The following is a 15,213-nucleotide window of genomic DNA, read 5'->3' on the forward strand; positions in this document are numbered from 1 at the left end:
GTGGGGTTACCCATGTGAGAGTAAGTCATCGCCAGCTCATTATTCTAACACCCCAGTCTCAAAAGAGATTGGGGTGTTCTTTTATGTGTGGGATAAAGTCAAGTTTAATCCACAAATCTTTAGACATTAGATATCTATAAAAATATAAACTAAAAGAAAATGGATCAGAAAACTATTTAAAGAAGTATAGAAGAAGAGCCTAACTTTAATTAAGTAAACTCTTCCGAGAATAATTATTTCAATTGCCTACGTGCATGTTTTAAAGCAGTGCGTAAGCCCTCTTCAAGAGTGGGATGATAAAAAGGTTTTTCTAGAATTTCATTTAAAGTTAATTCTTCACCAATGATCCAGCTTAATAGGTGAGCCATATGCTCTGTCGCCTCGGTAAATAACTCGGCACCAAGTAGCTTTTGGCTTTCTCGTTCTATATAAACTTCAATAGCCCCTTTATTCTTTCCGAGAACAATAGCTCTTCCTTGTCTTTCATAAGATGCCTCACCTGTGACAAACTCTACTCCATTATCTTTTAGCTGTTTATAACTTTGCCCTACAATTCCCATTTCTGGATGACTGAACACTATTCCTAATGGAGTGAGAGTCTTAACTGATTTAACTTGTGGATAATTCAGACAATTCAGAACAACTTTTTTGCCTTCATGGGCAGCTTCATGTTGTAGTGGCGTTGAGGTATAAGCATCCCCAGCAATAAAAATTGGGTAGTTATCTAGTTGTTTTGTTTTAGTATTTATAGGTAATAACTTAATATCCTCAAAAGATTTATCAATATTCTCTAATTTTAGTGTATCTAGTAAGCTTGAACGGCCTGTTGCAGATAATACATATTCAGCTTGAATAGACTTTTCTTTTTCATCAACTTTATAATTCAATAGAACACCATCAGAAGTAGATTTTACTTCGCTGGGTAATGTCTCAAATAAAAAGTTTAATTCTTTACTTAATTCTTCTTGAGCAAGTTGCTGTAATTTAGAGCTAGTAAATATTCCAATTCTTTTACTACGAGCAAATATAGTTGTTTCCACTCCTAACCGATGCATAGCTTGTGCGATCTCAAGAGCAATTACTCCACTTCCAATAACGGCAATAGATTTAGGTAGAGTATCTAATTCAAATATTTGGTCCGTGGTAATAAGACGATCACCTAATTCTTGTTTCCATGTTTGATCATAATTAGGAGTGGAACCAACCGCCAGAATAAAGCTTTTTGATTGGTATTGTTTACCATTCACTTCAATAGTTTCCGAATCAATAAAATGTGCTTTACCTGAAATTTTATGTTCAGTTGGCCATTGCTCTACATCTTTAAGGGTCGCCTTCGTAAAGCGGTCACGTAAGGTTCTTACATGCTCCATAACCTGATCAGTATTAATATCTACGGAAGCATTCAATCCAACTTCTTGAGCATTTTGGATGTCATGCATACGATTTGCTGTAGAGATGAGGACTTTACTTGGCATACACCCTACACGTGCGCAAGTGGTATCCCATGGCCCATCATTTATAATTAAAATATTATTGGTATGTTTAACGGCTTCTTTATATGCGCTAATACCAGCAGTACCTGCGCCAATGATAATTATATCGAACATTATAAATCCTAATATCTATAAGTTTTTCATTTAATAAGTTACATAATAAAACACAATGTAATTTATGTTTACAGAGTGTAGTGAATATGATTACACTAATAATATAAATAATTAAAAAATCTTATACCTTTAGGAAAGATTGGGGAAATGAAAAGTATGTATAAAAAACAACTTACCTTGAAGTTGTCGGCTATTGCTGTGTCAATTATGTTAGCAAGTTGTGGCGGGGGCGGTGGTGATGGTTATTACCAGAATGGTTCATCAAATAGTAGTAATTCCTCATCTGGAAGTAATAATAGTGGATCTCAGCAAGCGACTGCTACAGCTTTAAAGATAGAACTAGATAAATTATCAGTTGCTGCAACGAATGATACTTTAACTGTTACTGTTAGAGCTCTAGATATAAATAAAGGTGGTGTTGCTGGTACTAAAGTTAGTTTGGCATTAGTTGATCCAACAAATAATGTATCTATAGAAGGAGTATCAACTCAAACTACAGATGCGGCAGGTAATGCTGTATATATTATAAAAACACCAAAAACATCGAGTTCTATAAATGATTTGGTGAAAAATGGTTTTAAATTAATTGCTTCTACAAATAATGGTACGCTTACTCAAGAACAGACTGTGACAGTCACAGGGAGTAATAGTACTGCTGAAGCTGATACCACGAGTATCGTATTGTTTGATGCTACAAAGACCTCTTTAAATGTTAGAGGTGATCAGACAACTGTTACATTAACAGCTGTAGATGCAAATGGTGCAACTTTAGCAAACCAAGCGATCACACTTAAAGTTAAAGATTCGGTCTTAAATGGTGTTAGATTTACACCAAATGCGACTCAAACTGATGCAAATGGTCAGATCAGCTATACCTTATCGTTTAGTGAAAATCAAAGAGCCTCATCATATAGCGCTGCTCAATTTGTGACAGATGATCTTGTTTTAGAAGCTAATTTTGGTCAATCAACAAAAATTTATACGTATAAACTCGATGTTGTTAATTCTGATGTACCAGTAGCAGTAGGAGCTATTTCAGTAGCATATAATCCGACTACAATGGAAGACTCGAGTGATGGAGTTTACTACTATAAAAATATCTCAGTACAAGTAACTGATGTTGACGGTAAGCCAATACCAAATCAAGACGTAACAATGGGCGTTAATGCACTTGCTTATTATAAGGGGCAATTTGCTTTTGTTGACACGTCTACTCCTGCAGATGGTAAGCCAGATGAATATTTACCAGTTTCTAGAGTTGCTTGTACTTCACCAGTTCAAGCTGTAAATGTTAACGGTGAGGTTATTAATCAATTAAAGCCGCTTAAAGAAAACTCTACCGTCCAAGTTGTATCCTATATTAATAGTGTAGGTACTGCTGCAACCAATAATAAATACACAACAGATGGAAATGGTCGTTTTGATCTTAAGATTCAATATCCTAAAATTTATGCATCTTGGTTAACTGTTCAGTTAACTGCTAAATCTACAGTTTCGGGAAGTTTGCTTAAAGGATCTACATCTTTGACTTTAAGTTATTTAAATAAAGATGTTACTGTAAGTGATCTTATTGCTCCGAATATATTAAGCCCATATGGAATAGATCTAAACTGTTCAAATGGTAATTAATATAAAAAGAAGCAGCATTTAAGCTGCTTCTTTTTTTAAAGGTGTGTACCCATACTTACACCGACTGTAGGTCGAACCTGCATAGATGAACATGCACTAAGAATAAGACAACTGGCTAATAAAAATATAAGTTTATTCATAAGAGAACTGAGAAATTTAAAGCGATTTGAATACTTTAGCTAAAGACTATTTATATATCTGTTGAATTGATGCAGTCGTATATATTCTTTTTATTAATGAAAGCTCCATTTTTAAGTAAAAATAGAGCTTTGAGTTAGTTCGTTCACTAATTTAATCGTCTAACAAATCCATTTGCTTGGCTAATTGATAAAGATTGTTTGAACGGTTTCCTGTACGGCAAAACATGAGAACAGGTTTTGGAAGTTCATTATAGTGATTTGCAAAAGTACGAACATCAAGCTCAGTAATTTGACCTGCAACTACAGGTTGGTAAACGTAATCTAGACCTGCTTGACGTGCTGCTTCTTCAATTTGAGCACTTGTTGGTTGTTCTGGACCACCTTCCATGTCAGGACGGTTATTAATAATAGATTTAAATCCTTTTTCTACAACTTGTCCCACATGTTCTGGACCAATTTGACCTGCGAAACCAACATTATCTGACATTTCGTCACTCCAAAATTTAATAAAACCTCTTATGCTGTATCATAGCATTAAGCTTAACCTGAGATACAAGACACTAAAACGTTGTTCCTACATAGATAAAATTTATGTAAAAGAACAGCTATAGATTTTTAAAAGGCGATCAGGATGTTTTTTGTAAATTCATTACTTCGACCATAATGCCACGGAGCACATATGCACGCTTATACGGTTGAGCCTTTATATGTTCCATGTGATCAGGAAATGATCGCAGCTGACTTTTATATTCCAAAAACAAATAATAAATCCGCGGTAATTATCATGGCACATGGTTTTGCCGGCTTACGTCAATTCAAGCTTATCCAATATGCGCAGCGTTTCGCTCAGGCAGGCTATGCTGTGATTTTATTTGATTATCGATATTGGGGTGGGAGTACAGGTAAGCCCCGAGAGATGATTTCTATCAATTCTCAATTGGAAGATTGGAAGACCATTATTCAATACGCCTCCACTTGTAAACTTATAGATAATCGAAGAATTGTTTTGTGGGGCACATCTTTAAGTGGGGGATATGCTTTAAGTCTAGCTTCTGAACTGAAAAATATTCAGGCCATTATGGTACAAATTCCATATGTAGACGGTGCTGAAACAGCAAAACTATATCCATTACAGCGTTATCCCCAAGCTTTAAAGTTGTCGAGCCAAGATTATATGGGTTCTAAAATGGGCCTTAATCCTAAGAGATTACCTGTTGTTGACCAATTTAAATTATGTTTCATGCCAACAGCAGATAGCTACTATGGGTATTTGTCGATTGTAAATCCAGATTATTATTGGAGTGGAGAAGTTCCTGCACGCGTCTTTTTTAATTTGATGCGTTACCGTCCAATTCAACTCGTACGTCAGATTAATATTCCAGTTTTATTTATTGCTGCTCAGCATGATTCTTTAATTCCAATTGAGGCAAGTCGTGAAGCTGCAACCAATATTGCTCCTTTTGTGAGTTATCATGAGTGGGATATGAAACATTTTGATATCTATCATGGTTCATGGTTTGAAAAAGCAGTGACGACCCAATTAGAATTTTTACATCAGCATATAGGAGTGATGTAAATGATTATTGTATGTGCATCGTGTGGTGCAAAAAATAGAGTTCCAGAGGAAAAACTTAGTGCGCAACCGAGTTGTGGCCAATGCCATCAGCCATTACTTCCGCTTGCACCGATTGAGTTAAATGAACAAAACTTTAGTAACTACATCACAAATAGTGATCTGCCTATTTTGATAGATTTATGGGCAGAATGGTGTGGACCTTGTAAAATGATGGCGCCACATTTTGCACAAGTTGCAAAACAGAATCCACGTGTCATTTTTGCCAAGATTAATACCGAAGAGTCTCCTCGCTTAAGCCAAGCATTTAATGTGAGAAGTATTCCTACGCTTGTATTAATGAATAAAACCACAGAAGTTGCTCGAATGAGCGGTGCATTACGCGCTCCTGAATTGCAGCAGTGGCTAGATCAACAACTTCAAACGAATTTCGGGAGCTAAGGTGTCAGAAGCTTATACCAAACCAGAAGGAATTTTATCCTTACAAACGATTGCCATGCCAGCAGATACAAACTGGAGTGGTGATGTGTTTGGTGGGTGGATCGTGTCACAAATGGACTTGGCTGGAGCAATTCACGCAGAGCGTTTTAGTCGTGGACGCTGTGCCACGATTTCCATTAATCAGATGACCTTTTTGGTTCCAGTAAAAGTAGGCTTTGTCATTAGCTGCTATACCAAAATCTTAAAAGTAGGTAATACGTCTATTCAAATGCAAATTGAAGTTTGGGATAGTCATGATGATTCTCGTGCTCCAATTCGTATTACCGAAGGTGTTTTTACCTTTGTCGCTGTTGATGTAAAAGGTAATAAGCGTCAGATTCCAGAAGAAGCGAAACAAAAGTTTTTAGAAACTCAATAAAATATTTAAAGCCTGAATATAAGTATTCAGGCTTTAATTTCTATCACTAAAACATTGTATTAGAGTTTTTACTTTGCTCTGGAATGTTTTGTATCACATCCCAATGCTCTACAATTTTTCCATTTTCTACACGGAAAATATCAATAATTGCTCGGCCTCGGTCTTTTTTGTTTTCAGTCGAATGGACATGTAAAATGACAAGATTACCTTCAGCAATCGCACGTTTAATCTCATTTTTAGCTTGTGGATTTTTTTGGAATTTCTCAGTGAAGAAATTAACAAAAGGAGCCTTCCCATCAGGAACGTTGGGATTGTGCTGGATATATTGATGACCAATATAACGGTCGGCATATTCTTTAACTTGATGTTTTAAAAAGACACCTTCATAAAAGTCGACTACTATTTTTTTATTTTGAGCACTTATTTTATCGATTGTTTCAGTTTTTGATTGAACAATTTTATTGGTTTTATTTGTGGGGTCGGCAGCGTAAGTCGTAATTGATGTAAATATGAAACTAGTAAATAACGAGGATAGAATCAATATTTTTTTCATTGTGACCTCAAGATATAAAATTGTAGTTTTTATATCTTGAGGTAAATAACAATCTAAAAATATTTTAGATTAGTTATCATTTCTTACGTTTAGGTAACCATGCCCAAAGCATTTGGCATTGGATTGGTTCATTACCTGCATCATCAATAACTGTCACTGGAATAACAAGTTCACCTTTCTCATGATCAGCAATATATTTTTGCTGTTCTGTAGAGAGGGTAGCTGTTGCTGTTAAACCGCCTTCAACTACTTTCAAATAATCAACGTGCAATGATTTGATTAATAAAATGCGGTTATCAGGAATATGTAAACCCGTTAAAAAACCTGTCGCAGTCTCTGCCAAAAGTGCCATTGCAGCAGCATGCACACCTTTAATATGGTTCTGCATGTTTTTCTGGTTTTCTAAGCGAACAGTCACATGGTTTACATCTACTTCCAGATAGCGAATATTGGCTGTACCCACCATTGGCACAATACGGCCAAATGCCTTGCTCCAAAGCGTACTCCGAACACCTTTAGGAAATTTTGAAGTCGCTTTTACCAGTTTTAATAGTCGATTGGATTGAGACATGGGATTACCTTAACTTTGAATGTCGCTAAAAGATATTAATCTTTAAAGTTATTAAACTGTAATGGCACACCGAATTGTTGTTCACGTAAAAAAGTCATGACTTGTTGCAAAGTGTCACGTTTTTTATCGGTCACACGGATTTTGTCGCCTTGAATAGAAGATTGCACTTTAACGCCGCTTTCTTTAATGGCTTTATTAATTTTTTTTGCTGTATCAGAGTCAAGACCATCTTTAAGCTTAATCACTTGTACAAAATTTTTACCTGAAGCAGCCGCCTTTTGTGGATCAAGTGCTTGCACATCAATTTTACGTTTATAAAAATGGTTTTCTAACATGTTATAAACTTGTTCACACTGGAAATCACTTTCTGTGCTGATTTTGATCTCTTTATTTTTTTCGTTTAGTTCGATAGAAACATCGTGACCACGGAAGTCAAAGCGTGTTGCAATCTCTTTTTGTGTGTTTTGAACCGCATGATTAACTTCAAATAACTCTAATTCAGAAACAATATCGAAAGAAGGCATAGTTTAGACCTTTACAAAGTGAAAGAATATTTGAGATGCTAAGAGGGTTTTCTTCATTTGCCAAGTGTTGTTTACATCAAAGGAGTGCACAATGATCCGTAAACAAGAAATTACAACATTTGAGTTCCCAGAAAATGCTGTTATCTGGGATGTCCGTGATTCAAGTGCTTATGCAGAAGGGCATGTTAAAGGTGCGGTAAGTCGCCCGATTAATGATTTAAATGCTGATATTTTGAACCAGGTCGCTGCGGATCAGCCGATTTATATTTTATGTGGTGGTGGTAGCAAAGCTCCTCGTGCAGCTGAGAAACTAGAAGACTTAGATGCCTCGCGTGAATATGTCGTGCTGATGGGGGGGACGCGTGCAGCTCGTGACGCAGGTTTACCTCTAGAGCAGGGCGCATAAAAAAAGCACCTTCGGGTGCTTTTTTATTGGAACTAAATTTTCTCAAGTGCACTATTGAGATTTAAAATACGGTTTCTTGGGTTTAACTTTCTTTTGAAAGCGCTCAGCACTTAATTTCTTTAATAGACTTTCCGGAACAGGACAAGTCTCACCCAACATTTGGGCAACAAGTACTTCACTGCAAAGTGGCGCAAATAAAAAGCCCTTTGAACCTAAACCTGCAAAGGTAGAAATACGACTTTCACTCTGCATTTTTCCAACTACTGGGAAATAATCTGGACTTTGAGCACGAACCGCTGCTCGACCTTGCCATTGTTCTACAGGTGGTAATTGTTTTGCATATGTAGGGAAGATACTGTGGATTAATTCAAAGTTATGCACATGGTCGTCAATGAGTACGTTTTGATCTTCTCTGTTCGGGTAGAAAGATGCCCCTAAAATGAGTTGAGAAGAGTTAAGCTGCATGCAGTAGCCACCATAGCTATACGCTTCGTGTAAAGGTAAAGGTGCAAAAGAATTATTAACCCAGCTCACTTGTCCACGTATTGGCTTTAAAGGGGGATAGTTCTCAAATAAAGCAGCACTTTCTCGGGCACAGCACACCACAACATGATCTGCCTCTGCAATGATTTCTTCATTTGTTTTCAATTGAACTTTATTTTCAAAAGAAACAAGTGCTGTGATATTGGCAATTTTTAATTCAATACCTGAATGCTGCAAAATTTCATCACGTAACTGGTGTGGAGAAACTGCTCCGGCCTCGCTTAATACAATGTGTGGATAGTCCGATTCAAGTGAGCTTGTTTGATGCGTAACAATATCAGCAGGATATTGATCAGCAAGATCGAGAAGATCTTGGGCATTTTTTAATGCCATTTGCTGTATTTGAATTGGGCGAAATGCTTGAAAGTTTTTATAGAAATTCAGCGCATGTTGCCAGCTTAAAGTCATCAGGTGCTCATGACTTTGTTCAATTGGGCATAGTTTTGGATTGAGCAATGCTAAAGGGTTGCCAGAAGCTCCTGATAAAGGCGCTGTACGCTCGAATAGAGTAACTTGGTGCCCACGTTCAGCAAAAGCCCATGCTGTGCTTAAACCAGCAATCCCTGCGCCAATAACGGCAATATGCTGCTGTGTAAAATTGAAAGTATGGTTATCTGGTTCTAGTGCGGTGTCTTCACTTAAAGGTGCTCTCCAAACTGCTTTAAGCATTTCACGTTTATGCCCGAAGCCACGAGGACGTGAAATATCAATGCCATGAGCTTTTAGTCCACGTTTGAGAATACCAGCTACACTAAACGAGGCAAAGGTAGTGCCATAGTCAGAAAGACGTACAATATTGTTTAAAACGTTTTGTTCCCACATATCTGGATTACACGAAGGTGCAAATCCATCTAGGAACCAAGCATTCACTGCTTTCGTTTTTACCATACTTGGAAAAATATCTTGTGCATCTCCTAGCCATAGATCGATGCTAAAACGTTCTTCTGGAAAACTTAAACGATGGCATCCTGCAATAGGCAAGGGATATTGTTCAATAAGTTGTTTCGCAAATGGCTTAAGTTCATCCCATACATTGAGTGCACGGATGAGATCTGCTTTGCTTAAAGGAAATTTTTCTACGCTAATTGCATGTAAATGGCTGTGGTTATGGGGACGGACCTGCTGCCAAAGCTGCCAGAGTGCAAGAATATTTAAACCAGTACCAAATCCGGTTTCTCCTACACTAAAATATTCAAAGTCTTGTAAATTGGCTAATCGTTCTGATAGGTCATTGCCATTTAAAAATACATGTCTTGTTTCAAGCAGACCATTATCTTTAGAAAAATAGACATCACCAAATTGTTTGGAAATGGGAACTTCAATACCATCAATAGATTCCCAATCCAGCTCAGCAGTTTGTATACGGTTTGATTTGTTCATTCGGTTTAATAAGTCGCTCAGAATTACCACTGACGACGACGTTTGGTGTAAACATAACTCGCAATAAAGAAGCCAAGCAGTACGCCACCTGCAAGAGTTACTGCGCCATATAAGAACATTTGAGCACTACGTTCACTTTGTAAAACTTGTACCTGAACAGACAAGTTATCATTCTTTAGCTGTAACTCTTGGTTTTGTGCAAGTGCTTCAAGGTTTGCATGTTCTAGCTGTTTTAGACGAGATGCTTGATCTTGAACTAAAGCTTTGATTTTTGCATCTTGCTGTTGCTTATTTTTTGCGATTTGTTCTGCTGTAAGCGGCTGTGTTGTAGCTGCCGCTGTTGTAGCGGTTGGTTTAGCTACAGTTGCAGAAGTAGGCGCTGGTTTAGCTGCCTGAGTTGAAGGCACAGTGGGTGGTGTTGCTGGTGTCGCAGCAGGTTCAACTGCTCCGGCAGTTGAACAGATCAAACACAAGCCAAGAAAGCTTTTGGTTGCAAGCTGCATGCGTTTACCCTTTTGGAAATGCTTTATTAAACGGTTTGACATCAATATGGCTATAAATGCCTTCTTTCAAAAATGGTTCTTCTTTTAACCATTCATCTAAAGCTTCACGGCTATCAAACTCTACAATCATGGTACTACCATAAAAACCAGCTTGAGGATCATTCGGGTCTTTTGGCATAGCTCCAGCGGCAACAAGACGACCTTCATCATCAAGTTTTTGTAAACGTTCGATATGTTGAGGGCGTACTGCTAAACGTTTCTCTAGAGTTCCTTCGTTATCGGTACAGCTTAGAACAAAAAAAGGCATGTCGTATCTCTATAATCAAACCGAAATCACATTAAGCTTCTGGTGACTTAAAATGTTTACGTAAAATAATGAACTGAATAATGATAAATGAAAACATGACGATCATGTCACCAAATGCAGTAAATTCGCCCCAATATTTTCCGCCGTGAAATAAAAACGCGAAGAAAACATGTAAACCAGACATGACGACAAACATGGCTGCCCAAGCGAAATTTAAATTTTTCCAACCTTTTTCGCTTAGCTCTAAAATTGGATCAAATAAACGTTTAATGAGAGGCTTACGTTCCTTACCAAACCAAGGTGAAACTAAGAAAGCACCAGCAAATACTAAGTTCAAAATCGCAGCTTTTAAACGAATATAAAAATCATCGCTTAACATGAGTGTAATGCCACCAAAAATAACTGTCATAAACAGTACAATCCACTGCTGTTTATCTAGGCGGAATTTTTGAATGACAAACAAAGCACCATATACGACAAGCATTGAAATAATTAAGCCTGTTGTAGCGACCAGAATATTATTGTTATTTACACCGCCAGCGGAACCGATCAATTTTAGCAACGGGTGATGAGCATTCGCAGGATCAACAGTTTTATATAAATAGAAGAAAATAATTAATGGAACAAAGTCCAGAAGTGCTTTCATGTTAGAGTATCTGATCAGGTTTGGTGAATGGCATAGTATAAAAGATGCAAGGCATAGATTTACATACACATAGCAATATTTCTGATGGAACTTTGTCTCCGGAATTGCTGGTGCAAGCTGCTGTGGATGTGAAGCTGCATACTTTGGCACTCACTGATCATGACACAATGGATGGTTTGCAGCGTGCAAGAAATGCTGCACAAGCCCATGATTTAAAAATCATTTCTGGTGTAGAGATCTCGAGCCAATGGTCTAGGCCAAGTACAAAAAAAAGCTATGGTGTGCATATTGTGGCTTTAAACATGCAAGATGAAACACCAATTTTGGAAGCATTAGAACAACAAAAAAGAATTAGAGCACAAAGAGCAGAAGTCATTTGTGAACTGTTAAAAAAGTGTATTGGCTTTGATATTTATCAAGATGTACTCGATAAAGTTGAAAATCAGCCAGATCGTATTACTAGAACCCACATTGCCAAAACCTTGGTTGAAAAGAATGTGGTGAGCCGTCCTCAACAAGCTTTTGACCGTTTTTTAAAGGAAGGTAAACGCGCCTTTGTAAAGTTTGAAGGCTTGGGTTTACAAGAAACAATAGAGGTCATTCATAACAGTAAAGGCTTGGCAGTTTTAGCTCATCCAACTCGTTATGACCTATCGGCAACCAATACGCGTTATTTGATTGAGTTATTTGCGAGTTGTGGTGGTGACGCCGTGGAGTTACCGCCACCTGTAGATCCTTTATCTACTCGCCAAATGATTGATCGTATGATTGATCAGCATCATTTGGCTGTTTCAATTGGTAGTGATTTCCATGGAGAAAATATGCCATGGATTAAATTGGGTAACACCCCTAAGCCAAAGACTGACCAGCAGGGTATTTGGGAGCGTTTTCTCTAATAGTGCTCTAAAGCAAGTTGTTATCTTGAGCTTGAATTGGAGGAGGCGTCGGTTTACCCAACGTTCCTAAAAGTTCAATTTCGATACTACGCACCATGGCATCTAAGGGTAAGTCATTACTTTGAGTACCGAAAGGCTCTTCGATTTCAGAGCTTAGAGCATCTAGACCTAAGAATGTGTATGCCAAAATTCCGACCAGTAGAGGTGTTGCTAATCCAAGTAAAGAACCCAAACTAAATGGCAACATAAAGCAGAAAAAGTAAACAGTGCGGTTGAGCAAGACTGAATAAGCAAAAGGAATAGGAGTATTTGCAATACGGTCACAGCCAGTCTGTACAACACTTAAATCTGCAACATTTTTATTCATTTGAGCATAAATAATATCTGAGATTTCACCTTCTTTAAGCGCTTGTAATAATTCCCATTGAATAAGACTAAGCGTATATTGCGGCGCGTTATTTTGTTGGTATAGCTGGGTCAATGCCTGTTGGCTCATGCCACTGGTTTGTATTAACTCGGTTGGGTTGGCTGTTTGGCGGCGTAAACGGTCACGTAACACATTTGCAAAAACGATGACGTGATGAATGACTCGTTCACGGCGAGCCTGAGTTAAAATACGACAGTCGCGGTCAAAGTGTCGTGAAGTCGCAATGAGTACACCCCATAGTTTCCGAGCTTCCCACCAACGGTCATAACATGCCGTATTTTTAAAGCCTAAAAAAATAGAAAGTACAACGCCAATTAAGGTGAAGCCAACTAAAGGAATTTCTGGAAAACGGTAGAGATTAATATATTCAACCCCACCAATGATTGCCGAAATCAGCATTACCACCCCTAAAGAGGGCAAAATTTTAGGTAATATCGTCCCTCGCCAAGAGAATAAAACTTTAAAAATACTGGGCTGTTCACGAACAATCATTTTATTTTAAACGTCGCTATTTTTGTTTTTGATATTCTAAGCTTAGTGAAGCTTTGTCAATATCATTGAACGGCTATTGTGGTAGGGTTGAGCAGTTGTTGTTCAGCAAATGAAAAGCTACCTTCTGGCGAGATAATAAAATGGTCCAGTAAACGTATTTCAACAAGCTGACAAGCCTGCTGAAGTTGCTCTGTGAGTTTAATATCTTCAGGAGATGGTTGTGCAGAACCAAAGGGGTGATTATGTGCTATCACTAATTGGCAAGCATGTTGTTGTAAGGCATAACGTAAGGTTTGATTCACTGAAACGGTGCAGTGCTGAACTGATCCAAAAAATAACTTTTTAAAATGCAGTTTCCGTAATTCGGCATCTAAGCAAAGTACTGCGAAGACTTCTTGTTTCTCACCCTTTAATTCATAACGCAGATAATCTAGAACCAAATGAGAAGAATGGAGGCTTAGCTCAGTTTGACTAAAATGATAGTCGAGATAACGCCGTCCAAGTTCTTTTACGGCCAATAATTGGGAATACTTGGTGGCTCCAATACCATTAAATTGAGCCAATTCATTGAAAGATGCATCAAAAACAGCATTGAGGCTTCCAAATTGTTGAATCAGTAAGCGTGCGAGTTCAACTGCTGAATGTTGGCGTGAACCTGAGCGAAGAAAGATCGCAAGTAATTCAGAGTCAGAGAGGCTTTGAGGGCCTTGTTGTAATAATCGTTCTCTTGGCCGTTCTTGTTCTGGCCAATTTTTAATAGAAGTATTCATATTCCCCAGCAATATTCTGCTTAAAATTTTATTTTGTTTGCCCAATCAATCTTGGGTCTGCGCGTATTTAATGCTATTGTGAGCGCCACTGCAACAGAAAGGTATCCTGTTCGTGAGCTTTGATTTAAGTGTTATTCCTCATAAAAACATTGTTTTAGCTGTTACAGGTGGGATTGCTGCCTATAAGAGTGCCATTCTGGTCCGTCGTCTTAAAGATTATGGCTTTGACGTTCGGGTTGTGATGACACACGGAGCTCAAGCATTTATTACCCCTCTAACGTTTCAGGCTCTTTCTGGAAACCCTGTACATACCGAGCTTTTAGACCCAGAGGCTGAAGCTGGAATGGGTCATATTGAATTGGCTCGTTGGGCTGATTTGTTACTGGTTGCGCCTGCAAGCTGTGACACCTTGGCTAAGTTTGCTAATGGTTTAGCAGATGACTTACTCAGTACTCTATTTTTAGCGACTAAAGCACCTGTGTGGGTTGCTCCAGCGATGAACCAGCAAATGTGGGCTGCAAAAGCAACACAACGTAATTTGCAAACGCTAGTTGAAGATGGCGTGCATGTGATTATGCCGGATTCAGGTGAACAGGCTTGTGGTGATGTCGGTTTAGGCCGTATGCCAGAACCTGAAGAAATAGCCCGTCAAGTGGCTGGTTATTTCCATCAAGCCCAACGCGCCATTGCTGAAAAATTTGGTTTATTGGCAGGTAAGCGAGTTGTGATTACTGCTGGACCAACACGTGAAGCGATTGACCCAGTTCGTTATATCTCAAACCATAGTACTGGAAAAATGGGCTTTGCTTTAGCGGCTGCATGTTATGCGGCGGGCGCAAAAGTCACTTTAATTGCCGGACCTGTAAGTTTAGACACACCAAACGGTGTTCAACGTGTCAATGTTGCATCTGCACGACAAATGTTGGATGTTAGCATGAACTCACTTGAGACTGGTTGCGACATTTTCATTGCGACAGCGGCAGTAGCTGATTATCGCGTTGCAGAAGTGGCTGAGCACAAGATTAAGAAAGCAGGGGATGAGCTGAATGTTTCCCTTGTGAAAAATCTGGATATTGTGGCAACCATTGCAGCTCAGGAAAAACGTCCATTTATGGTGGGCTTTGCTGCCGAAACGCAGAATGTTGAAGAATATGCAGCAGGTAAACTGGTTGCTAAAAAACTAGACATGATTGCGTGTAACGATGTTTCTCGTGCTGATATTGGTTTTGCTTCGGATGAAAATGCGATGACTGTTTTCTTTGCTGAAAGCTACCATATGAAAAAGCGTGAGTTAGAAAAAGCATCTAAACAAGAAATTTCTCAACAACTGGTTGAAGCTATTTCGGATGCTTTACGCCGTAAATAAATTTTGAGCTTAATAAAAAAA

The 15,213-nt window shown here is 38.3% G+C and carries 18 protein-coding genes; 7 read left to right on the forward strand and 11 right to left on the reverse strand.

The window, feature by feature from the left end:
- Nucleotides 1-233 precede the first annotated feature (233 nt).
- On the reverse strand, nucleotides 234-1,607 hold the full coding sequence (locus RMA95_RS05420; protein WP_311069817.1) for a dihydrolipoyl dehydrogenase: 1,374 nt from the start codon (nucleotides 1,605-1,607) through the stop codon (nucleotides 234-236).
- 147 nt (nucleotides 1,608-1,754) lie between these two features.
- Between RMA95_RS05420 and RMA95_RS05425 the strand changes: the two genes are divergently transcribed.
- The gene (locus tag RMA95_RS05425; RefSeq protein WP_311069818.1) at nucleotides 1,755-3,236 is read left to right on the forward strand and encodes an Ig-like domain-containing protein; all 1,482 of its coding nucleotides are present in this window, start codon (nucleotides 1,755-1,757) and stop codon (nucleotides 3,234-3,236) included.
- A gap of 291 nt (nucleotides 3,237-3,527) precedes the next feature.
- Here RMA95_RS05425 and RMA95_RS05430 read toward each other — a convergent pair whose 3' ends face one another.
- Entirely contained in the window at nucleotides 3,528-3,863 is a 336-nt protein-coding gene (locus tag RMA95_RS05430; RefSeq protein ID WP_049063451.1) for a TIGR01244 family sulfur transferase, read from the reverse strand.
- A gap of 192 nt (nucleotides 3,864-4,055) precedes the next feature.
- Here RMA95_RS05430 and RMA95_RS05435 point away from each other — a divergent pair, with 192 nt between their 5' ends.
- From RMA95_RS05435 to RMA95_RS05445, 3 genes are read left to right on the forward strand one after another with little or no spacing between them, the layout of a single operon-like run.
- Nucleotides 4,056-4,952 (forward strand): alpha/beta hydrolase, encoded by an 897-nt coding sequence (locus tag RMA95_RS05435; RefSeq protein ID WP_311069819.1) that lies wholly within the window; start codon nucleotides 4,056-4,058, stop codon nucleotides 4,950-4,952.
- A complete protein-coding gene (gene trxC / locus RMA95_RS05440; protein ID WP_002051446.1) occupies nucleotides 4,953-5,390 on the forward strand; it encodes a thioredoxin TrxC in 438 nt (145 codons plus the stop codon).
- Nucleotide 5,391: 1 nt separating this feature from the next.
- Nucleotides 5,392-5,808 (forward strand): acyl-CoA thioesterase, encoded by a 417-nt coding sequence (locus tag RMA95_RS05445; protein ID WP_002051216.1) that lies wholly within the window; start codon nucleotides 5,392-5,394, stop codon nucleotides 5,806-5,808.
- A gap of 46 nt (nucleotides 5,809-5,854) precedes the next feature.
- Here RMA95_RS05445 and RMA95_RS05450 read toward each other — a convergent pair whose 3' ends face one another.
- The 3 genes from RMA95_RS05450 to RMA95_RS05460 form a co-directional block, all read right to left on the reverse strand.
- Nucleotides 5,855-6,361 (reverse strand): ester cyclase, encoded by a 507-nt coding sequence (locus RMA95_RS05450; RefSeq protein WP_311069820.1) that lies wholly within the window; start codon nucleotides 6,359-6,361, stop codon nucleotides 5,855-5,857.
- Nucleotides 6,362-6,437: 76 nt separating this feature from the next.
- Complete coding sequence (locus RMA95_RS05455; protein WP_311069821.1) at nucleotides 6,438-6,932, reverse strand: DUF4442 domain-containing protein; 495 nt, start codon at nucleotides 6,930-6,932, stop codon at nucleotides 6,438-6,440.
- A 35-nt stretch (nucleotides 6,933-6,967) separates the two neighbouring features.
- Nucleotides 6,968-7,456: a YajQ family cyclic di-GMP-binding protein gene (locus RMA95_RS05460; protein ID WP_002051423.1), complete on the reverse strand. Its 489-nt coding sequence runs from the start codon at nucleotides 7,454-7,456 to the stop codon at nucleotides 6,968-6,970.
- A 91-nt stretch (nucleotides 7,457-7,547) separates the two neighbouring features.
- On the opposite strand from RMA95_RS05460, the gene RMA95_RS05465 reads away from it, so the two are divergent.
- The gene (locus RMA95_RS05465) at nucleotides 7,548-7,862 is read left to right on the forward strand and encodes a rhodanese-like domain-containing protein (RefSeq protein ID WP_002051246.1); all 315 of its coding nucleotides are present in this window, start codon (nucleotides 7,548-7,550) and stop codon (nucleotides 7,860-7,862) included.
- Nucleotides 7,863-7,913: 51 nt separating this feature from the next.
- On the opposite strand, the gene mnmC is transcribed toward RMA95_RS05465, so the two are convergent.
- Genes mnmC through RMA95_RS05485 form a run of 4 tightly spaced genes read right to left on the reverse strand, consistent with a single transcriptional unit; the run spans nucleotide 7,914 to nucleotide 11,241 of the window.
- A complete protein-coding gene (gene mnmC, locus RMA95_RS05470) occupies nucleotides 7,914-9,785 on the reverse strand; it encodes an FAD-dependent 5-carboxymethylaminomethyl-2-thiouridine(34) oxidoreductase MnmC (RefSeq protein WP_311069822.1) in 1,872 nt (623 codons plus the stop codon).
- Between the two features lie 23 nt (nucleotides 9,786-9,808).
- Nucleotides 9,809-10,288 (reverse strand): hypothetical protein, encoded by a 480-nt coding sequence (locus RMA95_RS05475; RefSeq protein ID WP_311069823.1) that lies wholly within the window; start codon nucleotides 10,286-10,288, stop codon nucleotides 9,809-9,811.
- 4 nt (nucleotides 10,289-10,292) lie between these two features.
- Nucleotides 10,293-10,595 carry a YciI family protein gene (locus RMA95_RS05480; protein ID WP_002051453.1) on the reverse strand — a complete coding sequence of 101 codons (303 nt, stop codon included), beginning with the start codon at nucleotides 10,593-10,595 and terminating at the stop codon, nucleotides 10,293-10,295.
- 31 nt (nucleotides 10,596-10,626) lie between these two features.
- Complete coding sequence (locus RMA95_RS05485; RefSeq protein ID WP_304401442.1) at nucleotides 10,627-11,241, reverse strand: septation protein IspZ; 615 nt, start codon at nucleotides 11,239-11,241, stop codon at nucleotides 10,627-10,629.
- Between the two features lie 44 nt (nucleotides 11,242-11,285).
- Here RMA95_RS05485 and RMA95_RS05490 point away from each other — a divergent pair, with 44 nt between their 5' ends.
- Nucleotides 11,286-12,137, forward strand: coding sequence for a PHP domain-containing protein (locus RMA95_RS05490; RefSeq protein ID WP_311069824.1), 852 nt, complete (start codon nucleotides 11,286-11,288; stop codon nucleotides 12,135-12,137).
- A 7-nt stretch (nucleotides 12,138-12,144) separates the two neighbouring features.
- Here RMA95_RS05490 and RMA95_RS05495 read toward each other — a convergent pair whose 3' ends face one another.
- A complete protein-coding gene (locus tag RMA95_RS05495) occupies nucleotides 12,145-13,056 on the reverse strand; it encodes a bestrophin family protein (RefSeq protein WP_004711921.1) in 912 nt (303 codons plus the stop codon).
- Between the two features lie 62 nt (nucleotides 13,057-13,118).
- Complete coding sequence (gene radC, locus RMA95_RS05500) at nucleotides 13,119-13,838, reverse strand: RadC family protein (protein ID WP_311069825.1); 720 nt, start codon at nucleotides 13,836-13,838, stop codon at nucleotides 13,119-13,121.
- Nucleotides 13,839-13,938: 100 nt separating this feature from the next.
- Here radC and coaBC point away from each other — a divergent pair, with 100 nt between their 5' ends.
- Entirely contained in the window at nucleotides 13,939-15,192 is a 1,254-nt protein-coding gene (gene coaBC, locus RMA95_RS05505) for a bifunctional phosphopantothenoylcysteine decarboxylase/phosphopantothenate--cysteine ligase CoaBC (protein ID WP_311069826.1), read from the forward strand.
- Nucleotides 15,193-15,213 lie beyond the last annotated feature (21 nt).

Origin of the sequence: Acinetobacter sp. V110_1, from assembly GCF_031798975.1 — a bacterium.
GTDB lineage: Bacteria > Pseudomonadota > Gammaproteobacteria > Pseudomonadales > Moraxellaceae > Acinetobacter > Acinetobacter nosocomialis_A.